The organism is Streptomyces sp. cmx-4-9 (assembly GCF_046548835.1).
Classification (GTDB): Bacteria; Actinomycetota; Actinomycetes; order Streptomycetales; family Streptomycetaceae; genus Streptomyces.
The window spans coordinates 769,746-787,076 of sequence record NZ_JAEBEE010000002.1; the positions used below are offsets into that span (position 1 = coordinate 769,746).

The following is a 17,331-nucleotide window of genomic DNA, read 5'->3' on the forward strand; positions in this document are numbered from 1 at the left end:
ATGCTCGGGCGACGGGCGGCCTGTGCGCGGCCGACCTGGGGCGGAGCGTCATCTATGCTTCATGGCGGCTCGCGGGGCGGCGGCTCCTCGCCGTAGGCGGCAGCCGCAGATCAGGCGGTCAGGCGGTCAGGCGGTCGGGCCGATCCAAACGTACGGCAGCCCGGGTTCGGTGCGGCGGTCGGTCGGTTGGTCGGTTGGTCGGTTGGTCGGCATGACCCGTTGTCACGGGTTGGGCGGGGCCTCCGCCCGGATCGGCGGGGACCCTATGACGTTGATCATGCAGACCTTCGGGAATGGCGGATCCTCGGCATGCGTCGTAGAGGCGTGGGGCCGCCTGCCCTCCCCGCCCGCTTGCAAGAAGACCATCCGGGAGAAGTGAGGAATGCCAGTGATCTGCGTCGGAGGCATGATCGGCATCGGCAAGACGAGCGTGGCCGAACTGCTTGCCAAGGAACTGGGCAGCGAAGTCTTCTACGAGAGCGTGGAAGACAATCCGATCCTTCCGCTCTTCTACACCGCGTCCCCCGACGAGATCCAGGCGAAGCGCTACCCCTTCCTGCTCCAGCTCTACTTCCTCCAGACGCGGTTCGCCTCGATCAAGGAGGCGTACAAGCAGGGCGACAACGTCCTCGACCGGTCCATCTACGAGGACTGGTACTTCGCCAAGGTCAATCACGACCTGGGTCGGATCAGCTCCCTCGAAATGCAGGTGTACGAGGGACTGCTGGAGGAGATGATGCGCGAGATCGACGGCCTGCCGTACCGCAAGGCGCCCGACCTCATGGTCTACCTCAAGGCGGACTTCGAGACGGTGCTGCACCGCATCGGGCTGCGGGGCCGCGACTTCGAACAGGACGCGAGCCTCGTCGAGTACTACCGGACGCTGTGGTCCGGGTACGACGACTGGGTTCACCGGCACTACGGCGCCAGCGAGGTCCTCGTCATCGACATGAACCACACGGACGTGGTGAACAACCCTGAGGACGCTGCCCGCGTGGCGCGGGAGGTGAAGGACGCCCTGATTGCTGCCAGGGCTCGCCGCTGAGCCTGCCGCTGACGCTGTCCCGGTGCGCCTACCCCGAAACACGGTGGGAATCCCGGGGCTGCCTCCGCTGCGGCGAGCGCGAACGACGGCAGTCGTGTGCACGGGGGCAGGGGCGGGGGAGAGTGGCCTGAGTCGTGGGCCTGTCAGCTGCCGGCCCGCCGGAACCGGCGGTCGAAGGCCCGGGCCACCGATTCTGGCAGGGGGTCCCGGTACTGGGTGATGACGCCGGCCGTGCGGATGAAGGTGATGGTCGGGCCGTCTTCTTGGAGCGGTCCCGGATCGAAGGTGACCGGGGAGCCGCCGACGTCCTCGTCCTCGGCGGGAGGGTCGAGCCTCTGGTAGCTGATGGCCTCGTCACCCGCGTTGTAGGGGGACTGGGACGCTTTGAGGCCATGGCGGGTATAGAGATCGGCCCACCACAGGTTGTAGTGAGCGCACTTCGGAAGGGCGGCTCGGATCCGGTCCATCACGCGTTTCGCCTCGTCCTGGGAGAAGGCGAAGGACAGCACGCGGCCCCGTGTCCTGCTGTCTCCCGGACCGGTCAGCAGAACCTCGGTCGAAGGGGGGAACGCCTTCTCCCGCGGAGCAAGAGCATCGTCGATGTGAGAACAGTTCGCGTGTGAGGGGGGCTCGGGCCCCTTCTCCGGGCGGTGCTCACCGGCGGATGCCACCTGGTATCCGGGAAGTTCCCTGCCGTGCGGCAGAACCCTCACCATCTCAGCCACGCTCAGTGACTCCGTGGACGCCTGAGCGGCGAAAGGATTCGCCAGAGCGAGGAAACTGCCCGCGAAAACGGTGCACATGACGAGACGACGGCGCACGGACTTCCTCCCCGAAGCTGCTCCCCCTGCCTGAACAGACGACCGACGATACCTTCCAGTGATCGTCCGCGAGTCGCCGCCCCGAAAAGCAGACTTCGCGCATCGGCGCATCGGCGCATCGACGCAGAGGGCCGCCCGACGACCCGGCGGCGGGTGGAAATTTCCTCCCGTGTTACCAGGCCGCCCCACCGGTCTGGGCACCTTCGCGGCCCGGGTCTCCCGCTCGCAGGGATGACAGCCCCGTGGCTGATGAGGTGGAGGTGCCCGCAGAGGCCTGTTGATTCACGACTTCGGTGCGAGTACGCAAGACTGTCGTGATGACCGGAGACAGAGACGGGAACGTAGTCAGTGACATCACCCCCGACGGCATAACCGTCGTCCGCGTGCACGGCGACCTGGATGACGACAGCACCCCCGCCCTGACCAGGGCTCTGACGGTGGCCGCGGAGAGTGGCTCCTCACGGACGGTGGTCGACCTGTCCGAGGTGGCCTTCTCGGACTCCTCCGCCCTCCACGCCCTGCTCACGGCTCACCGAGCCCACACCGCAACCGGAACCCTGCTGGTCCTTGCCGGCCCGCTGCAGAGCGCGGTCGCCCGATTGTTCGAGGTCACCCGCACGAAGGCGGCCTTCCATTGGGCCGACAGCGCACAGCAGGGAATGACATGCTGACCGCGGCGTGCGACGCATGAACCCGTCCGGGGCGGACGGCAGCGGCGCCGGCCCCGCGTACCGCCACCCCGGCACCGGCTGGTGACCTCACGCAGCCCACCCCGCTCTGACTCCATGCGAATGCTCATCCCACAGGACAGCAGGGCGCAATGAACGACACCGAGACAGCCAAGATCATTGCCGCTCAGATCGCCGCGTACCTGGCCGCGGTCAAACCCGCCGAGCCGAACCCCGACGACCTCGCCTGGGCCGTACTGCACGCCCTGAAACAGGCGGGTCTCCACGGGTACGCGTTGAACGGCAAGGGGGAGGACGTGAGGCAGTCGGGGGAGCAGCAGGTCCTCGTCCTGCCGGACCGGGACGACGGCACACGCGTCATCGTGTGTGCCGGCGAGTTCGACCAGCAATCCCTGGACGCCATCACCGAGGCCGGCGCCGCCGCCACCGCCGATCCCGCCATCGGCCGCATCGTGCTGGACGTCAGCCGCATCACCTTCGCCGACTCCTCCATGCTGAACGCAATGTTCCGCCTCCGCCGCGCCAGCACCCTGGTCCTCGTCGGCCCCCTGCCCCGCTCCCTGGAACGCGTCCTCCAACTGACCCAGGCGCGCACCCTGTTCGACGTTGCCGAGGACATCGACACGGCCCGCACCCTGTAGGACGTCCGCAACGGACCCGAGAGTCCGCGCTCTCCATGGGTGTTCTCGGGAGGGCGGGAAAGGTGGATACGCGCTGCATCGGTCCGGTACGCGAGGCGACCTGCGGCAGTTGCGGTACGGGTCTTTCCTATCCGGGGTCGCATTCTTCGGTCGCAGCGGGGCTGAGCTGGTGGTGGGCCCGCTGGGTTGAGCGCCGGGTGGTGGCGGAACGGGCGAGCAGCCGGTCCATGGCGTTCTGGACCTCGCGGAAGTGCTGCCACGGGTCTTCCGCCTGTGGTGCCTCGCGATGTGTCATCTGGTGATCTCTTTGCTTCACGATTCCAGCCTTGCTTGTCGGTGCACGGCGTCTGCCCGCGGAGCGCACGAATATGGCGCCCCGGCGTCCCTCGGATACCGAACCCTTCGGATCGCCGCAATCCCCATACGGTTGTCTCCGTTTTGCACGTGTATACGGCATATGCCGGGGTAGGTGTAAGGAGGCTCTGATGACGCTGCCGTGTGGCGCGGAGGTGATGAGGATGGCGGCTGGGAAGAAGGCCAAGAACGTGGCTCAGAAGACCAAGGGAAAGGTGAAGGAGACCACCGGCCGGGCCGTGGGCAATGAGAGTTTGGAAGCGAAGGGTGCGCGTGAGCAGATGGCCGGAGATGCCAAGCAGACTGCTCAGAAGATGAAGGACACGCTGAAGCACTGAGCAGTTCCGGGAAGCGTGTGGGGATGTGCAGGAGGACCGGCACCCGGGTGCCGGTCCTCTTACGTCACATCCCCTTACGTCAGACCCTCTTACGTCAGATCCTCTTACGTCGGGTCTTGCCGTCCAGGTGCGGTCACCGGCGTTGCCGCCGACGCGCTCGACGAGGCGTCTCGGCTTCTTCCTCATCGTCCTCGGCACCCGCGCCGTCCTCCTCCTCGGGGGCCTCTTCCTCGTCCCCGTCCTCGCCCTGGTCTTCGTCCTCGTAGTCCTCGTAGTCCTCCTCTTCGGCGTACGGCTCCTCGCTTTCCTCCTCTGCGCCGTCATCGGCCTCGTCCTCGTCGGACGGTTCCTCGTCGTACTCGTCTTCGTAGTCGCCGTCCTCGCCGTCCTCGCCTTCCTCCTCGGCGCCCTCCTCGTCCTGGTCCTGGGCTTCTTCCTCCAGTGCTTCTTCGTGCGTGCGCACGACCTCTCCGTCGCGGATCTCCCCGCGCCAGCCTTCCGCCTCGTCCGTGGTGAGCGAGACGTGCCGCAGGAAGTGCTTGAGGTCCAGACGCAGCCGCCGGCCCTGGGCCCGCCATATGTTGCCGGTCTTCTCGAAGAAGCCGGAGGGGTAGTACTCGACCACGACCACGATGCGGGTCAGCGAAGGCGCCAGCTCGTGGAAGCTCACGCAGCCGCGCGTAGTGCCCTTGGCTCCCTCGGAGGTCCACACGATCCGCTCGTCGGGTACCTGTTCCTGGACGGTGGCTTTGAAGCCGCGCGTCGAGGGACCGACCTTCACCTTCCAGTCGCTGGTGGTGTCGTCGCCGCGGGAGACGCTGCGCACTCCCTTGGCGAAGCTGCTGAAGTCCTCGTACTGCGCCCAGTGGTCGTACACCGTGCGCAAGGGCAGGCCCACGTCGATGAACTCGACGATGTTGATGACCTTGCCGCCGCCCTTGCGTCCCTTCTTGCCCTTGCCGAACAGGTTCGAGGCAGCATCGGTCACCTTGTCCTTCACGTTGCCGAGGCCTTGCCCGAGCATGGCCTTCACCGGGGAGTCGCCCTGCATCATCCGGCCGCCGATGCCGGCGACGTCGGAGAGCTTGCCCTTGCCGTCGGCTACGTCCTGGAGCTGGTCGGTGACATTGCCGAGTTTGTCGGTCGCCTTGTCCGCCAGCTGACCGGCCTGGGCGCTCAAGAACGAGGTGACTTCCTCGATGAGCTGGTCCAGTCCGGACTTGTCGTCCCGTCCTTCGGAGCGCTGTGTCTGTGCCATGGCCTACCTCCGCGCGGACGGCCTGCGGCCCGCCGTCTTCTTCGCTGCAGTCTTTGCTGCAGTCTTCGCTGCCGGCTTCTTGGCGGCGCTCTTCGTCGCAGGAGCCTTGCGCGCAGGTGCGCGCGCCGGGGTCTTCTTCGCCGCGGTCTTGCGGGCGGGCCCGCTCGCGGTCTTCTTCGCTGCCGCCTTCTTCGCGGCGGGCTGCGCTGCCGCCTTCTTGGCGGTCTTCTTGGCCGGAGCAGTCCGCTTCGCCGCTGCCGGGCGGTCCGCGCTCCGGGACGGCGCGCTCTTCTTGGCGGCTGCCGGGCGATCGGCGGTGCGGGAGGAGCCGGTCTTCCCGGTGGCGGTCTTCTTGGCTGCGGTCTTCTTCACCGCGGTCTTCTTCGCCGCCGTCTTCTTGGCCGCGGCCTTCTTCGCGGGCGCCGAGGTGGGGGAGGGGCTCTGGCGGCGCGTGGACCTGCGCGGCGGCGGCTCGGAGGCGGCACCGCTGCGGGAGCGGGGGGAAGGACGGCTGCGACGACGGGGCGGGGGAGTTGACTGGGGCTCGGCTTCCTCGTCCTCTTCCTCGTCTTCTTCCTCTACCTCTTCGACTCCGGGTTCCTCTTCTTCCTCTCCTTCCTCCTCTTCCTGCTCTTCGTCCTCGGGCTCCGGTTCGTAGGCCTCGTCCTCGTAGTCCCCTTCTCCCTCTTCCTCTTCCTCGCCCTCCGCGTCCTCGGGCTCTTCCGGTTCCTCTTCGTCCTCTTCGTCCTCCGCGTCTTCCTGCGGCTGCGCGTAGTCCTCCTCGCCCTCCTCGTCTTCCTCTCCCGCGCCCGGTCCCTCTGCCTCGCCCTCGTCTTCGCCCTCGTCCTCGTCCTCGTAGGAGTCGTCGTACTCGTCCTCGTACGGCTCCTCGCCCCCCTCCTGCTCCTGGTCCTCATCCTCGTCCTCGTCCCGGTTCTTGCCCTTCTGCGGGCTGCCGAGATCGAGGGTGCGCTGGTGGAGGGAGCCGGCGAGGTCGGTGAGCTTGCGGTTTGCCGCCGCGCTCAGCGCCTTCTTCCCGGCGTCGAGGGCTTCGCCGCGGAGCTGGTCGCCGATCTCGGCGAACTGCGGCGTTTCCTTGAGCTTGGTCAGGCCCTGCGTCATGAGCTGGGTGGGGTCGAGACCGAAGCGGCGGCCGGCGAGGTACGTCGCCAGGGAGAAGGCGACACGGCCCTTCTTGGTGCGTCCCAGTACGTAGCCCCCGGCCACGGCGGCCGCGAGCGCGATTTTGGTCGTGTCCTGCATGAGCTGCAATCCCTTCACCCGGGCTGCTGCCTTCTTTGCGCCCGGGAACGTCCGGGGTCCGCGGATACGCCGGCGCGGTCGTGTATGTGTTCGGCTGCCGACGCAGGGAGACCGCCCCGCTCAGGAGGTCCGGAAACCGCCCACCCCCGAGGCGAGAGATATCTACATATATGATGACACTGTATTCGGCAAGTGGTGTTCCCCCAGTGGAGTGACCGATGGCCGCAGCAGAACCGGCACGACCGCGCCGTACACGCCCGCGTCCGGCTGAAGAAGCCGACGACGCAGACCGGGCGAGGCCGCGTCGCCCGCCCGCCAAGAAGCCCCGGGCCGGCGTCCCGGACGCGGCCGCCGCGATGCGTTCCGCTGCCGGGCAGCTCGCCCAACTCCTCGGCCGCGTACCCGACTCCGTGACCTCGCTCAAACCGACCGAGGGAGGCTGGGAAGCGCAGGTGGAGGTCGTCGAGCTGGAACGCATCCCCGACACGACCAGCGTGATGGCCAGCTACAAAGTCGCCCTCGACCCGGACGGAGCGCTGGTCTCCTACGAACGGACCCGCCGCTACAGCCGAGGCATGATCGACCGGCCGACCTAGTAGGGCCGCCCGGGAAAGGAGACGCCATGACCATGGTTCCGCAGAGCGGCAGCAGCATGAGCAGAGGCGGAAGCAGTAGCGGCAGCCTCTACGACGTCCTGGAACTCATACTCGACCGCGGCCTGGTCATCGACGTCTTCGCCCGCATCTCCCTGGTCGGCATCGAGCTCATCAAAATCGACGTACGGATCGTGGTGGCCAGCGTCGACACCTACCTGCGCTTCGCCGAAGCCTGCAACCGCCTCGACCTCGAAGCCGGCCGCAAAGCCCCCGCCCAGCTGCCGGAAGTCGTCGGCGGCCTGATGGAGGGAGGCGCCCGCGGAAAGTCCAAGGGCGCGCTCAGCGGTGCGGTCGATGCCGTCACCGAATCCCTGACCGGGCGCTCCGCCCCGGACGAGGAGCCGGAAGATGCGCGGGAAGAGGAGGAGGCCGCGCCGCGGCGCCGGCGTCCCGCCCGGCGGCCGGTACGCCGCGAGAAGGAGTGAGCGATGGCGCTCTACGTGTACGCGATCACGGGCAGCGAGCATCCGCGCCGTCCCGACGGCCTGACCGGAGTCGGCGCCCACCCGGCCCCGGTCCGCACCATCACCGCCGGCCCCCTGTCCGCCGTCGTCAGCGACATCTCGGAGGAGGTCCGGCCCAAACGGCGCGACCTGCGGATCCACCAGGAGGTCCAAGAGCACCTCATGGCGGGCGCGGTCATCCTGCCGATGCAGTTCGGCTACATCGCAGCCGACGACGCGGACGTGCGCGAGGCCCTCGAAGCCAGGACAACCGCCTACCTCTCCGCTCTCGGACGGCTGGAGGGCTGCGCCGAGTACCACGTCCGGGCCTCCCAGCAGGACGAGGAGCTGCTGCTGCGGGACGTGCTGGCGGGGTCCGTCGAGGCCCGGGAACTCAATGACCGGATCCGCGCCGGGGACCCCGATCCGCAGCTGCCCCTGGCGCTCGGAGAGCTCGTCGCCCGCGACGTCCAGGAACGCCAGGAGGCACTCGGCGCGGGACTTCTGCAGGCGCTGACCGGGTACGCCCGCGAGCACGTCGTCCACCCCCCTGCCTACCCCGACTTCCTCAACCTCTCCCTGCTGGTCCCGCACGAGAAGAAGGACGACTTCCTGACCGCCCACCAAGGGCTCGCCGACCAGACCGCCGACGGTGTGGACGTCCGGGTCACCGGCCCCCTGCCCCCGTACAGCTTCGTCCAGTGACCGCCGCACACCGTGCAGTCACCCGCACACCGTGCAGTCACCCGCACACCGTGCAGTCACCCGCACACCGTGCGGTCACCCGCAGACCGTGCGGTCCCCGCACACCGCCGGGCACCCGCACACATGCGGCCACCGCCCCCGGAGCCACCGCACTCCCGACCCGAGGAGGACGACGACCATGGGCCTCCTGACCTACCTGGCCACCCTTCCCATCGCCCCGGTCCGAGCCGTCGTCTGGGCTGCGCAACGCGTCACGGAGGAGGCCGAGGAGGAGTTCTACGACCCGGCGCCCGTGTGGCGCGAACTCGCCGACCTGGAGCGACGCCTGCTCAACGACGAGATCGACGAGGACACCTTCGACCGGCGTGAGGACGAGCTCCTGGACCGGCTGGCGGAAATCACCGCGTTCCACCAGCGACGTGCCTGACAGGGAGCCGTCACCGTGACCGAACCCCTCCCCGGCCGACTCGGGTCCTTCCCGTCCCGCGCCGCCCCCGCGCCCTACGGACAGAGCACGTCCAGCCTCGCCGACATCCTGGAACGCGTCCTCGACAAGGGCATCGTCATCGCCGGCGACATCCGTATCAACCTCCTCGACATCGAGCTGCTCACCATCAAACTCCGCATCCTCATCGCCTCCGTCGACAAGGCGAAGGAGATGGGCATCGACTGGTGGGAACACGACCCGTCCCTCTCTTCCCGGCACACCGGCAGCCCCCTCGAACAGGAGAACCGCCGCCTGCGCGCCGAACTGGAAGAGCTGCGTCGCACGGGCACCGGAACGGCGCGTGAGGCGGTGGCGGGCACCGCCGACGCGACGCCCGAGGACGACGCCGACCGCAGGCCTCCCCGGAGGCGGTCCTGATGACCCGCAGCAGCGACACCCTCACCTACGTGTACGCCGCTGCGTACCTCACCGAGGCCCTGCGCGACGCCCTCACGGACCTCCGCGGCATTTACGGCATGACGGTCCACCCCCTGACCGCAGAGCCCCCCACGGGCGCTCCGGAGCCCCCCATGGGCGCCACGGAGCCCCCCATGGGCGCCCTGGACGACCCCCGCCCGGTACTCGCCTTCGCGGCCAGCCCCGTCCCCGCCGACGACTTCAACGAACACGACCTGAAGACCCACTTCGAGGACCTCCGGTGGCTGGAGGACGTCGCCCGCGCCCACCACGACGTCGTGCAGGCCCTCGCCACCCGCGCCACGGTCCTGCCCCTGCGCATGGCCACCGTCTACCAGGACGACGACCGGGCCCGCCAGGCCCTCAGCCGGCAGCACCACGTCTTCGCCGCACGACTCGCCGAGCTCGACGCCCACACCGAATTCGGCGTGAAGATCTACCTCGCCCCCGTCACCGACTCCCCGGAGGAAGACCGCGCCGCACACGGCGAAGCCCCCGCCCCCACCACGCCCGGCAAGGCGTACCTACAACGGCGCAAAGCCCAGCACCACGCCGTCGAAGCCCGCTACGGCCAGGCCCGGCAAGCAGCCGCGGCGCTGGAGGCCATCGCCTCCCACTACGCCACGCACCGCGTCAGCCACCCCGTCCAGAACGGCGCCCTGACCGGTCCGGCGGAGAACGTGCTCAACGACGCCTACCTCGTCCCGAACGCCCACGCACAGCGCTTCACGACCGAGATCGAGGAAGCCGCGAACGCCTACGACGGCATCCGCCTCGAAGTCACCGGCCCCTGGGCCCCGTACTCCTTCGCCATGCCGCCCTCCGACGAGGGACCCCGTACCGGGCCTGACCAGGCGCAGCGCCGATGAGCGTCGTGCACCACGAGGAACCGCTGCCCGGCCGCCAAGTCGCGCTGGTGGACCTCCTCGACCGGCTGCTCAGCGGCGGCGTCGTCATCACCGGCGACATCGTCCTGTCCATCGCCGACATCGACCTCGTCCGCATATCGCTGCGCGCACTCATCGTGTCCGTGAGCTCCGAGGCACCCATGGGCGGCGCGGAGGAGGGGCGTGACACGAGGGCGCAGGAAGAGCCGTGGACATGAGTGCGCAGCAGGGGCCAGGGAAGAGAGAGGGACCCGCGCCGCAGAGACCGGACACGGACCTGCACGGCGTCGGCGACGCCATGTCCCACGCGTTCCGCCTCCTCCAGGCACCTCCCCCACCCGAACCGTCCCCGCGTCGCCCCGCCCACCGCCTCTACACCGACCGCGACACCGTGGAAGAGGACCTCCTCAAACTCGTCCTGACCCTCGTGGAACTCCTGCGCCAGCTCATCGAGCGCCAGGCACTGCGCCGCGTGGACGCCGGAGGCCTGTCGGACGAACAGGAGGAGGAGTTGGGAGCCACCCTCATGGCCCTCCACGACCGCCTGGCCGACCTGTGCGAAGAACACGGCTACGCCCTCGAAGACCTCAACCTGGACCTCGGGCCACTCGGCCCGCTGCTCCCGCCCCCCACCTGACACCGCCGGATGCGCCCACGGCCGCCACCGGCGGCGACGCGAGCCCGCCGGCCCCAACCATGGTGACCCCGGCTGCCCTTGACCGTACGCCCCGTACCCTCCGTACACCCCGTACGCCCCGACCCTCCGTACGCCGCACGCCCCGTGTGCTGCCGGGGGCTCCTCCCTGCGCCCAGGCGTCAACGCAGTACGTCCTTGCCCCTCTCCTTCAGGCGGCGGGCCTTGCCGCGCGCCTCCAGAGCAGCGCCCTTGGCAGCCAGCCTCTTCCGGCCCACCGCCCAGGCCGCCTTGCGCACGACCTTCCCCGAGACCTGCTCGATCTGCGCCTTCGCCTTCTCCCTGGCACTCATGTCGCCCCTCGCTCGCGGTTCTCCGATCGGCAACCGACGGTCTGCGGACCACAGCTGAAGGCCGTCAGGCTGCGCGGTGCGGCTTGTGCGGCGTCACGCGCAGACGTGCGCGCGCGGGCAGGTCCGCCCAACCGGTGGACTGCCGCGCCCGAGCCAGCGGACCTTCACACAGGGTCCGCATGACGGCTTGCGGCTCCCCGTCGGGACTCAAGGTCACATCGAGATCGGCCGTCGGATGCCTGCGCGTACCGACCAGCCGAGCCTGCGCCCCGGCGACGCCGGGCTGACGCCGCACGTCGGCGGCCAGCGCCTCGCTCAGAGCACTCTCCCGCAGCTCCGCTCCCGCCACGCCGGGCTCCCCGCGCAAGGGCACGGGGCCCGGACGGGACCGGTGCAGCTGCGCCAGCAGCCACCACAGCGCCAGCAGCAGGACGACCGCCAGAGCAGCGATGACCACGGGCCACCACCATCCCTCCCGCGTCCACCGGTCACGGTCCGCAGCGGACAGCAGCACGGCCTCGCCACGGGTCAGCGGCCAACCGGACGGAGGCGCCAGTCGCCACTCCCGGTACACGTCGAAGCCGCCCGCCAGCATCAACAGCCCCGCACCCATCAGGACGATGCCCACCAGGGCCAGCAGGATCCGGTTGATCGCAGATTTCCTCATGAGACCCTCTCCTGTCCTCGGCCCGCCGACGGGGCGCCTCGCAGCCGCGTCACGTCCTGCGGGCCCGGGCCCGGACGTTGATCCGCGGCCGACGAGCCAGATAGAGCCGGTCGAGTTCCTTGCGCAGCGCAACCAGCAGATCGGCCTTGACGTCGGCGGGCGCTCGGAAACGCACGTCGGAGCGGACACCGATGCGGTTCCTCCCCACGCGGACGCGGGCAGCGCTGACGCCGGGCACCCGCATGGCCGCGTCCCGCAACAACAGAACCGCAGCCTTGCGGTCGATGACACCCCGCACGTGAGCGTCGGCACGCTGCAGGGGCAGCTTGTGACGCAGTCCCGGCGTCACCGCCAGGACGAACAGCCACAGACCCAGGAGGACGAGTACCACTGCGCCGACCCGCATCCACACGTCGTCCACGGGGCGGCTCGACACCTCGTCGGCGAGGCGGGTACGCCAGGCGGCAGCGGAGCCGCCCGTCCGGACCCTGACCACGTCGAACAGCAGTACCGCGGTCACCAGGGCGATGACCAGAGCCGTCACCGCGGCGGGAATCCGGCGCGCAGACCACGGCCGGTGAACCCCCTTGGAGCGTCCCCCGGCCGGCCCGCCGGGCGAGGGCCCGCCCTCAGGTGCGGGGGAGCGGGGCGCATGCGCGGGTCCGGCGTGCCGGTCCTCCTGCGTGTCCGTTTCCGGTGCGCGTTCCCGGTCCTGGTTCATGCCGGCTCCTTCCGCTGGCAGGCACCGCGCCTCATTGCACGCGCCTGTCGTCCATCCCCCGGAACGGCAGGAGGTGCTCGATGACCAGGGTGACCTCGGACACGCGCATCCCGGTCAGCTCGGACACCCTCGCCCCGACGTACTCCTGCACGTGCAGCGCGGAACCGGTCAGGTCCGACGGATAGGGCAGGTCGATCGACAGGCCCAGCCGGGCCGCACCGTCCCCGGTCGTGACCGAGACCCGTGGGGCGGCCGACCTGCCCGCTGCGCTGTCCGCCAGCCCGGCCATCGCTTCACGGGCCGCACGGACCGCGATACGGGCCACGACCTTGTCCGGGATCACCGTCGCGCCGCGTTCGGCCGCCGGGATCGCCGCCGGCCCGCCCGACTCGACCGCGTCCTCGGGGGGTGCGGCAGGCTGCGTGCTCACCGCCGGTCCCGTGAACGGACGAGCTCGGACAGGTCCAGGTCACCCTGCAGCATGCGGCCAACCACCAAACCCACCGCGCCCAGGACCGCAACGAGGAGGAAGGCCCAGAACCCGCCGAAGAATGCGGCGAAACCCAGAGCCATGCCGGCCATCAGACCCACTGTTGCTGCGCTCATCTCACTCACCCACGCTTTTCGTCAGTCCGCTCTCCGCCCTGTGCGCACCGGAAGCGGAGGAAGTGCGAACAGGGACAGGTCACTGAACGCGTCCTTCGCCTTCGCTTTCCTCCTCGTCTTCCTCGTCCGGCAGGTGGACGTCGTCGACGGTGATGTTCACCTCGACCACCTCAAGACCGGTCATGCGTTCCACCGCGGTGATGACGTTCGTCCGGACGTCCCCGGCGATGTCCACGATGGCGACGCCGTACTCCACGACCACGTCGAGGTCGACGGCGGTCTGCCGCTCGCCCACCTCCACCTTGACGCCCCGGCTCACGCTGGGACGACCGCCCGGGACCATGTCCTTCACGGCGCCCAGCGTGCGGGCCACTCCGGTGCCGAGCTTGTGGATGCCCGGGACCTCCCGCGTCGCCATGCCGGCGATCTTTTCCACCACACTGTCTGAAATCGATGTCCGGCCCCGTGTCTCGGGTGCGGTCCCGGGGCCGCTGCGCCCCGTCAGGGTCTTGTCCGCGGAACCGGTCCTGCTGCCGCCCGCGACCGGGTCGATGGTGTCCGACATGAAGACCTCCCCAGGCTGTCGGTCCGGGCGCCGTGCCGACGCCCTCGCATGGTTAGACACCGCACCCGGGCATTCCTCACGCGGCCGATGCGGCCGTCTGCGGCCTACCATCGAAAGGGCATCCGCGGCCGCGAGACCGTGCCGGGAGAAGGCGAGACGCGATGCGCCACCAGCTCAAACCCCCACCGCCGGCGCCCGGGCCTGCCCTGCAACCAGCCGCAGACGCCCCACACCGCGGCGACGACGGGGCCGGTCTCACCGACCACACGCTGGCCGTACGGGCCGCCGAAGGGGACGAGGACGCCTTCGCCCTCCTGGTCCGCCGGCACAGCAGCCGTCTGCTCGCCCTGGCCCTGCACCTCCTCGGCAACCGGGCCGACGCGGAGGACGCCGTACAGGAGGCCTTCCTCAGCGCGTGGCGGCAGCTCCCGGGCTTCCGGCACGGCTCGTCCTTCGGTACCTGGATGTACCGCATCGTGACCAACCGGAGCCTGAACATCCTTCGCTGCCGACACCGCCCCGAACCCCTGGACGCCCTCAGCGACCCCCCTGCCTCGGATGCGCGCAGCTCACCGCCCCGGATCGCCGAGGCCGACGCCGCGACGGCCGCCCTGGTCCGCGCACTCCTGCAGCTGAACCCCGACCTGCGCGTCTGCTGGGTGCTGCGGGAGCTCCACGGCCTGCACTACGAGGAGATCGCCCGCCTGGTGGGCGTCGGCGAGAAGACGGTGCGCGGCAGGCTCTTCCGTGCACGACGTGCGTTGATGGAGGCGATGAGCCCATGGCGCTAGACCCGGACCGCCCCGGCGGCAGAGACCCGGACGGCGCAGAGAGGGCCGGCCCGGGGAACGCGGCGGCCGAGCGCGCCGATGGCCCCGACCTGCTTCCGTGGGCCGTGGAGGCGCTGGCAGCGCTGGACCGGGCAACCCTTGCCCTACGCGAGGAGGCACCGCCCGAAAGCCGCGCAGTCGCCCACCGCATCATCAACGCGGTCCGGGCGGAGACCCGCCTCGGCGCCCTGCTGCTCCTGGACGACCCCGCACACGACCTGCGCATCGCCGAAAGCGCAGCCGCCAAGATCCTGCGCCAGGCCGTGGACAGCGTCCCCGGTGCCCGCGCCGCCAGCTGCCGCCTCATCCCCACCCAGGGCGACGACACACTGCACACCGTCGCCCTCACCATCGCCGCCGCACTCGACCGCCCCCTGCCGGAGCGCATCGAGGAAGTACGCCGGGCCGTCTTCCAGGCCGCTCACCGCGTCCTCGGCATCGCCGTTGCCACCGTCGACCTGACGGTCGACGCCGCACTCGAACCCACCCGCCTGCCCGACAGGGCGCCCCACGCGAGCAGCGCATCATGAACCCCTCCGCTCTCCACCACGACCTCCACCGCGCGGCAGCTCAGGCCGCCCTCGCCGTACCGGGCGTGGCCGCTCTCCAGCCCTCCTTCGCCGAACGCCTGGCCCTTGCCGCCTCGCGAACGGGACATGCGGCCGCAGGCACGAACACCAGCCGACCCGTCGAGACCGCCGGCGTCCGCTGCACGCCCGCAGCGGACGGCACGTGGTGCATCGAGGTGCGCTGCGTCCTGCACGCCGACCGGCGCATCGCCGACACGGCCCAACGCGTACGCGAACACGTACGCACCGCAGCCACGACCTGCCTGGACCGCCACGGCACCACGGGCTCCGTCGCCGTCCAGGTCACCGTCACGCGTGCTGTCGGCGGCTGCCCACCCGGGCCGAACCGGCTCGCGGGCCTCGGCCCCCCGCGGCCATCGGAGGGAACCTCCGGTGCGTGACGGCCCCGCTGACGGACCGGGGCGTCACGCTGGCAGGGTGAGCGAATCTCCCGCACAGCCCGACCCGTCATCGGATGACGAGGTCGTCGACCGACTCGTGCCGCTGTGGCTTCGTGAAGCGCAACCGCACGAGGCTTCAGCCGCCCACGAAGCGCAGACGGACTGGAAGAACCGCCGACTGTCAACCGCAGCCGCCCGCGAGCTGGCCGACTGGGTGACGGCTCGCGTCACCGACTCCGCGTTCAACGAAGAGGAGGGGCCCACGCACGCAGGGCCCGCCCCGATCAGCGTCGCCGACAAGGCAGCCGTCCACCGCTGGCTCCTGGCACACGGCCACACGCTCTGAATGAAGTTCTGAATGAAGTCCCGGTCGGACAGCCGTACTCCGAGGAGCAGGCCGGGCGCCGGGCATGCACCCGCCCGCCGCACGCTCAGGGTTCGTCGTCGAAGGCGATCACCGAGTCGGCGTAGGCGGGGCGGTGCTCGTGCGAGTCCGCGGGGGGAGCGCCGCCGCAGCGGCCGGCAGACGGGCGGCCGTCCCGATGAGGTGCGGGCTGCGCGGGGCGGATGGTGAAGGTGTGCAGGGTGCCGGTGATGTCCAGGAGACGGCCCAGCTGTGCGGGGACTGCATCCAGGACGAGGGTCTTCTCCGTGGTGGCAGCCTGCCTGTCGAGATCGAGCAGGAGGTGCACGCCGGCGCTGTCGCAGAAAGTCAGGGCGGACAGGTCGAGGTCGAGACCGCTTGCACTTGCTTCGAGCGCCGCCGTGAGGTCGGCGCGGACCCCGGGCTGATTGTCTGCGTCGATCTCTCCGATGATCCGGGCGGTGGTGCGTTGCGGGCCGGGCAGGACCTCTACGGAGACGGTCGGTGCGACGTCACAGGGAGAGGGCTCGTGGGCGGGGTGCGTCATGGCCTGTCTCCTTCGTGGACTCAACACGTACAGGACGCGGGGCGCAGCCTGGCGTCTCAGCGGGCCGCCGGCCCGGGGCTTTCGAGGTCGGCGAGGAGTTTGATCAACTGTGTGATCTCGTGCGGCCCTTCGGCCGGATGCCGGAAGTGGGTGCCGTCGGTGACCTGGTAGCGGTTGCGGCGGCCGTGACGGATCCGGGTGAGGTAGCCGGCGCTCTCCAGATCGGCGACCACGGCACGCACGGCCCGTTCGGTGATCTGGCATGCGTCGGCCATGTCCCGCATCCGCAGCTCCGGGTCCCGCGAGAGCATCGCCAGGATCCGGGCATGGTGGGTGACGAAGGTCCAGCTGGTCCGGGGCGCGGCCGTTTCCATGCCTCGCATTATAGGAAGCAGAATTCCGGTCTCGTCAAGCCTGAGTCGTGGCGCAGGGTCCTGGTTCGGGGAGGCCGGTGATCCCTTCTTGTCTACGAAAGAGACCTTTTTAGGGATTCATCCGTTTATTGCGTCTTTATGGGTAGGCGGGACACGAGAACACGCGCATCACTCCTGCTGTGGAGGTCATCATGGCGTCAACCCACCGCTCGCCCATCGAGGAGCACCCCGACCTGATGGAGCTGCGGGCACGGCACGACCGCGCGGCGGCGACACCGCGCGCACAGATGGTCGAGGCCCTTGCGCTGCTGACCGGTCTCTACCTCGCCGCGTCCCCCTGGATCGCCGGGTTCAACGACTCGGTGACCCTGGCTGTCACGAACCTCATCACCGGCATCGCCTACATGCTGCTGCTCGGCGGCCTCGGCAACTCCTACGAGCGCACCCACTCCATGGCCTGGGCCGCGGTCGCCATCGGCATCTGGACCTGCGTCGCGCCCTGGGTCGTTGCGGGGGACGTGGCCCAGACCCGCTCGATCACCAACAACCTGATCATCGGGATACTCGCCACCGCCCTCGCGCTTGCGGCCGCCTCGGGAGCCCGCGACCGCGACACCGGCCACCGCGGCACCGGCGCCCGGAACTAGCCGCAGCGCACTCACGGGAGCCACTGACGGGAGCCACTGACGGGTCCCG

29 protein-coding genes are annotated in these 17,331 nt (G+C 69.9%); 17 read left to right on the forward strand and 12 right to left on the reverse strand.

Features of this window, described 5'->3' with window-relative positions; translation table 11 throughout:
- The first annotated feature begins 382 nt into the window (after window positions 1-382).
- Window positions 383-1,045 carry a deoxynucleoside kinase gene (locus tag ACLJTM_RS09590; protein ID WP_411103011.1) on the forward strand — a complete coding sequence of 221 codons (663 nt, stop codon included), beginning with the start codon at window positions 383-385 and terminating at the stop codon, window positions 1,043-1,045.
- Between the two features lie 143 nt (window positions 1,046-1,188).
- Here the strand turns inward: ACLJTM_RS09590 and ACLJTM_RS09595 are convergent, their stop codons facing one another.
- Window positions 1,189-1,770 (reverse strand): hypothetical protein, encoded by a 582-nt coding sequence (locus tag ACLJTM_RS09595; protein ID WP_411103012.1) that lies wholly within the window; start codon window positions 1,768-1,770, stop codon window positions 1,189-1,191.
- Window positions 1,771-2,183: 413 nt separating this feature from the next.
- Here ACLJTM_RS09595 and ACLJTM_RS09600 point away from each other — a divergent pair, with 413 nt between their 5' ends.
- Together ACLJTM_RS09600 and ACLJTM_RS09605 are read left to right on the forward strand one after the other, a co-directional pair.
- Entirely contained in the window at window positions 2,184-2,537 is a 354-nt protein-coding gene (locus ACLJTM_RS09600; protein ID WP_411103013.1) for an STAS domain-containing protein, read from the forward strand.
- A 149-nt stretch (window positions 2,538-2,686) separates the two neighbouring features.
- On the forward strand, window positions 2,687-3,196 hold the full coding sequence (locus ACLJTM_RS09605; RefSeq protein WP_411103014.1) for an STAS domain-containing protein: 510 nt from the start codon (window positions 2,687-2,689) through the stop codon (window positions 3,194-3,196).
- Between the two features lie 127 nt (window positions 3,197-3,323).
- Here the strand turns inward: ACLJTM_RS09605 and ACLJTM_RS09610 are convergent, their stop codons facing one another.
- Window positions 3,324-3,491, reverse strand: coding sequence for a hypothetical protein (locus ACLJTM_RS09610; RefSeq protein WP_411103015.1), 168 nt, complete (start codon window positions 3,489-3,491; stop codon window positions 3,324-3,326).
- A 190-nt stretch (window positions 3,492-3,681) separates the two neighbouring features.
- Between ACLJTM_RS09610 and ACLJTM_RS09615 the strand changes: the two genes are divergently transcribed.
- Entirely contained in the window at window positions 3,682-3,888 is a 207-nt protein-coding gene (locus ACLJTM_RS09615) for a CsbD family protein (RefSeq protein ID WP_411103016.1), read from the forward strand.
- A 133-nt stretch (window positions 3,889-4,021) separates the two neighbouring features.
- Here ACLJTM_RS09615 and ACLJTM_RS09620 read toward each other — a convergent pair whose 3' ends face one another.
- Window positions 4,022-5,146, reverse strand: coding sequence for an SRPBCC family protein (locus tag ACLJTM_RS09620; protein WP_411103017.1), 1,125 nt, complete (start codon window positions 5,144-5,146; stop codon window positions 4,022-4,024).
- 3 nt (window positions 5,147-5,149) lie between these two features.
- Window positions 5,150-6,409 (reverse strand): histone protein, encoded by a 1,260-nt coding sequence (locus tag ACLJTM_RS09625; RefSeq protein WP_411103018.1) that lies wholly within the window; start codon window positions 6,407-6,409, stop codon window positions 5,150-5,152.
- Between the two features lie 218 nt (window positions 6,410-6,627).
- Between ACLJTM_RS09625 and ACLJTM_RS09630 the strand changes: the two genes are divergently transcribed.
- From ACLJTM_RS09630 to ACLJTM_RS09665, 8 genes are all read left to right on the forward strand, one after another.
- The gene (locus ACLJTM_RS09630) at window positions 6,628-7,005 is read left to right on the forward strand and encodes a gas vesicle protein (protein ID WP_411103019.1); all 378 of its coding nucleotides are present in this window, start codon (window positions 6,628-6,630) and stop codon (window positions 7,003-7,005) included.
- Window positions 7,006-7,031: 26 nt separating this feature from the next.
- Window positions 7,032-7,490 (forward strand): gas vesicle protein GvpJ, encoded by a 459-nt coding sequence (gene gvpJ / locus ACLJTM_RS09635; protein WP_411103020.1) that lies wholly within the window; start codon window positions 7,032-7,034, stop codon window positions 7,488-7,490.
- Between the two features lie 3 nt (window positions 7,491-7,493).
- Window positions 7,494-8,213 (forward strand): GvpL/GvpF family gas vesicle protein, encoded by a 720-nt coding sequence (locus tag ACLJTM_RS09640; RefSeq protein ID WP_411103021.1) that lies wholly within the window; start codon window positions 7,494-7,496, stop codon window positions 8,211-8,213.
- Window positions 8,214-8,391: 178 nt separating this feature from the next.
- Complete coding sequence (locus ACLJTM_RS09645) at window positions 8,392-8,640, forward strand: gas vesicle protein GvpG (RefSeq protein ID WP_411103022.1); 249 nt, start codon at window positions 8,392-8,394, stop codon at window positions 8,638-8,640.
- Between the two features lie 15 nt (window positions 8,641-8,655).
- Window positions 8,656-9,078, forward strand: coding sequence for a gas vesicle protein (locus ACLJTM_RS09650; RefSeq protein ID WP_411103023.1), 423 nt, complete (start codon window positions 8,656-8,658; stop codon window positions 9,076-9,078).
- On the forward strand, window positions 9,078-9,986 hold the full coding sequence (locus tag ACLJTM_RS09655) for a GvpL/GvpF family gas vesicle protein (RefSeq protein ID WP_411103024.1): 909 nt from the start codon (window positions 9,078-9,080) through the stop codon (window positions 9,984-9,986). Before ACLJTM_RS09650 ends, ACLJTM_RS09655 begins: the two co-directional genes overlap by 1 nt.
- The gene (locus tag ACLJTM_RS09660; RefSeq protein ID WP_411103025.1) at window positions 9,983-10,222 is read left to right on the forward strand and encodes a gas vesicle protein; all 240 of its coding nucleotides are present in this window, start codon (window positions 9,983-9,985) and stop codon (window positions 10,220-10,222) included. Before ACLJTM_RS09655 ends, ACLJTM_RS09660 begins: the two co-directional genes overlap by 4 nt.
- 80 nt (window positions 10,223-10,302) lie before the next feature.
- A complete protein-coding gene (locus ACLJTM_RS09665; RefSeq protein ID WP_411103026.1) occupies window positions 10,303-10,641 on the forward strand; it encodes a gas vesicle protein K in 339 nt (112 codons plus the stop codon).
- A 179-nt stretch (window positions 10,642-10,820) separates the two neighbouring features.
- Here the strand turns inward: ACLJTM_RS09665 and ACLJTM_RS09670 are convergent, their stop codons facing one another.
- The 6 genes from ACLJTM_RS09670 to ACLJTM_RS09695 form a co-directional block, all read right to left on the reverse strand.
- Window positions 10,821-10,991, reverse strand: coding sequence for a hypothetical protein (locus ACLJTM_RS09670; RefSeq protein ID WP_411103027.1), 171 nt, complete (start codon window positions 10,989-10,991; stop codon window positions 10,821-10,823).
- Between the two features lie 64 nt (window positions 10,992-11,055).
- Entirely contained in the window at window positions 11,056-11,658 is a 603-nt protein-coding gene (amaP, locus tag ACLJTM_RS09675) for an alkaline shock response membrane anchor protein AmaP (RefSeq protein WP_411103028.1), read from the reverse strand.
- Window positions 11,659-11,707: 49 nt separating this feature from the next.
- The gene (locus tag ACLJTM_RS09680) at window positions 11,708-12,379 is read right to left on the reverse strand and encodes a DUF6286 domain-containing protein (RefSeq protein ID WP_411103029.1); all 672 of its coding nucleotides are present in this window, start codon (window positions 12,377-12,379) and stop codon (window positions 11,708-11,710) included.
- A gap of 31 nt (window positions 12,380-12,410) precedes the next feature.
- Entirely contained in the window at window positions 12,411-12,809 is a 399-nt protein-coding gene (locus tag ACLJTM_RS09685) for an Asp23/Gls24 family envelope stress response protein (protein ID WP_411103030.1), read from the reverse strand.
- A complete protein-coding gene (locus ACLJTM_RS09690) occupies window positions 12,806-12,985 on the reverse strand; it encodes a DUF2273 domain-containing protein (protein ID WP_411103031.1) in 180 nt (59 codons plus the stop codon). The genes ACLJTM_RS09685 and ACLJTM_RS09690 overlap by 4 nt, the downstream gene beginning before the upstream one ends.
- A 79-nt stretch (window positions 12,986-13,064) precedes the next feature.
- Window positions 13,065-13,550, reverse strand: coding sequence for an Asp23/Gls24 family envelope stress response protein (locus ACLJTM_RS09695; RefSeq protein WP_411103032.1), 486 nt, complete (start codon window positions 13,548-13,550; stop codon window positions 13,065-13,067).
- 161 nt (window positions 13,551-13,711) lie between these two features.
- Here ACLJTM_RS09695 and ACLJTM_RS09700 point away from each other — a divergent pair, with 161 nt between their 5' ends.
- From ACLJTM_RS09700 to ACLJTM_RS09715, 4 genes are read left to right on the forward strand one after another with little or no spacing between them, the layout of a single operon-like run.
- Window positions 13,712-14,341 (forward strand): RNA polymerase sigma factor, encoded by a 630-nt coding sequence (locus ACLJTM_RS09700; RefSeq protein ID WP_411103033.1) that lies wholly within the window; start codon window positions 13,712-13,714, stop codon window positions 14,339-14,341.
- Window positions 14,332-14,910 carry a hypothetical protein gene (locus ACLJTM_RS09705; RefSeq protein WP_411103034.1) on the forward strand — a complete coding sequence of 193 codons (579 nt, stop codon included), beginning with the start codon at window positions 14,332-14,334 and terminating at the stop codon, window positions 14,908-14,910. Before ACLJTM_RS09700 ends, ACLJTM_RS09705 begins: the two co-directional genes overlap by 10 nt.
- Complete coding sequence (locus tag ACLJTM_RS09710) at window positions 14,907-15,350, forward strand: hypothetical protein (protein ID WP_411103035.1); 444 nt, start codon at window positions 14,907-14,909, stop codon at window positions 15,348-15,350. The genes ACLJTM_RS09705 and ACLJTM_RS09710 overlap by 4 nt, the downstream gene beginning before the upstream one ends.
- Window positions 15,351-15,387: 37 nt before the next feature.
- Window positions 15,388-15,696, forward strand: a complete 309-nt coding sequence (locus ACLJTM_RS09715; RefSeq protein WP_411103036.1) for a hypothetical protein — start codon at window positions 15,388-15,390, stop codon at window positions 15,694-15,696.
- A gap of 85 nt (window positions 15,697-15,781) precedes the next feature.
- On the opposite strand, the gene ACLJTM_RS09720 is transcribed toward ACLJTM_RS09715, so the two are convergent.
- Together ACLJTM_RS09720 and ACLJTM_RS09725 are read right to left on the reverse strand one after the other, a co-directional pair.
- Window positions 15,782-16,261 carry an STAS domain-containing protein gene (locus tag ACLJTM_RS09720; protein ID WP_411103037.1) on the reverse strand — a complete coding sequence of 160 codons (480 nt, stop codon included), beginning with the start codon at window positions 16,259-16,261 and terminating at the stop codon, window positions 15,782-15,784.
- Between the two features lie 56 nt (window positions 16,262-16,317).
- Window positions 16,318-16,635, reverse strand: a complete 318-nt coding sequence (locus ACLJTM_RS09725; protein ID WP_411103038.1) for a helix-turn-helix transcriptional regulator — start codon at window positions 16,633-16,635, stop codon at window positions 16,318-16,320.
- 191 nt (window positions 16,636-16,826) lie between these two features.
- Between ACLJTM_RS09725 and ACLJTM_RS09730 the strand changes: the two genes are divergently transcribed.
- Complete coding sequence (locus tag ACLJTM_RS09730; protein ID WP_411103039.1) at window positions 16,827-17,282, forward strand: SPW repeat protein; 456 nt, start codon at window positions 16,827-16,829, stop codon at window positions 17,280-17,282.
- The last annotated feature ends 49 nt before the right edge of the window (window positions 17,283-17,331 follow it).

Coding starts and splice junctions, on each gene's coding strand:
- ACLJTM_RS09590 (WP_411103011.1), top strand. CDS start 383: ATGCCAGTGATCTGCGTCGGAGGCATGATCGGCATCGGCAAGACGAGC.
- ACLJTM_RS09600 (WP_411103013.1), top strand. CDS start 2,184: ATGACCGGAGACAGAGACGGGAACGTAGTCAGTGACATCACCCCCGAC.
- ACLJTM_RS09605 (WP_411103014.1), top strand. CDS start 2,687: ATGAACGACACCGAGACAGCCAAGATCATTGCCGCTCAGATCGCCGCG.
- ACLJTM_RS09610 (WP_411103015.1), bottom strand. CDS start 3,491: ATGACACATCGCGAGGCACCACAGGCGGAAGACCCGTGGCAGCACTTC.
- ACLJTM_RS09615 (WP_411103016.1), top strand. CDS start 3,682: ATGACGCTGCCGTGTGGCGCGGAGGTGATGAGGATGGCGGCTGGGAAG.
- ACLJTM_RS09620 (WP_411103017.1), bottom strand. CDS start 5,146: ATGGCACAGACACAGCGCTCCGAAGGACGGGACGACAAGTCCGGACTG.
- ACLJTM_RS09625 (WP_411103018.1), bottom strand. CDS start 6,409: ATGCAGGACACGACCAAAATCGCGCTCGCGGCCGCCGTGGCCGGGGGC.
- ACLJTM_RS09630 (WP_411103019.1), top strand. CDS start 6,628: ATGGCCGCAGCAGAACCGGCACGACCGCGCCGTACACGCCCGCGTCCG.
- gvpJ (WP_411103020.1), top strand. CDS start 7,032: ATGACCATGGTTCCGCAGAGCGGCAGCAGCATGAGCAGAGGCGGAAGC.
- ACLJTM_RS09640 (WP_411103021.1), top strand. CDS start 7,494: ATGGCGCTCTACGTGTACGCGATCACGGGCAGCGAGCATCCGCGCCGT.
- ACLJTM_RS09645 (WP_411103022.1), top strand. CDS start 8,392: ATGGGCCTCCTGACCTACCTGGCCACCCTTCCCATCGCCCCGGTCCGA.
- ACLJTM_RS09655 (WP_411103024.1), top strand. CDS start 9,078: ATGACCCGCAGCAGCGACACCCTCACCTACGTGTACGCCGCTGCGTAC.
- ACLJTM_RS09660 (WP_411103025.1), top strand. CDS start 9,983: ATGAGCGTCGTGCACCACGAGGAACCGCTGCCCGGCCGCCAAGTCGCG.
- ACLJTM_RS09665 (WP_411103026.1), top strand. CDS start 10,303: ATGTCCCACGCGTTCCGCCTCCTCCAGGCACCTCCCCCACCCGAACCG.
- ACLJTM_RS09670 (WP_411103027.1), bottom strand. CDS start 10,991: ATGAGTGCCAGGGAGAAGGCGAAGGCGCAGATCGAGCAGGTCTCGGGG.
- amaP (WP_411103028.1), bottom strand. CDS start 11,658: ATGAGGAAATCTGCGATCAACCGGATCCTGCTGGCCCTGGTGGGCATC.
- ACLJTM_RS09680 (WP_411103029.1), bottom strand. CDS start 12,379: ATGAACCAGGACCGGGAACGCGCACCGGAAACGGACACGCAGGAGGAC.
- ACLJTM_RS09690 (WP_411103031.1), bottom strand. CDS start 12,985: ATGAGCGCAGCAACAGTGGGTCTGATGGCCGGCATGGCTCTGGGTTTC.
- ACLJTM_RS09695 (WP_411103032.1), bottom strand. CDS start 13,550: ATGTCGGACACCATCGACCCGGTCGCGGGCGGCAGCAGGACCGGTTCC.
- ACLJTM_RS09700 (WP_411103033.1), top strand. CDS start 13,712: ATGCGCCACCAGCTCAAACCCCCACCGCCGGCGCCCGGGCCTGCCCTG.
- ACLJTM_RS09705 (WP_411103034.1), top strand. CDS start 14,332: ATGGCGCTAGACCCGGACCGCCCCGGCGGCAGAGACCCGGACGGCGCA.
- ACLJTM_RS09710 (WP_411103035.1), top strand. CDS start 14,907: ATGAACCCCTCCGCTCTCCACCACGACCTCCACCGCGCGGCAGCTCAG.
- ACLJTM_RS09720 (WP_411103037.1), bottom strand. CDS start 16,261: ATGACGCACCCCGCCCACGAGCCCTCTCCCTGTGACGTCGCACCGACC.
- ACLJTM_RS09725 (WP_411103038.1), bottom strand. CDS start 16,635: ATGGAAACGGCCGCGCCCCGGACCAGCTGGACCTTCGTCACCCACCAT.
- ACLJTM_RS09730 (WP_411103039.1), top strand. CDS start 16,827: ATGGCGTCAACCCACCGCTCGCCCATCGAGGAGCACCCCGACCTGATG.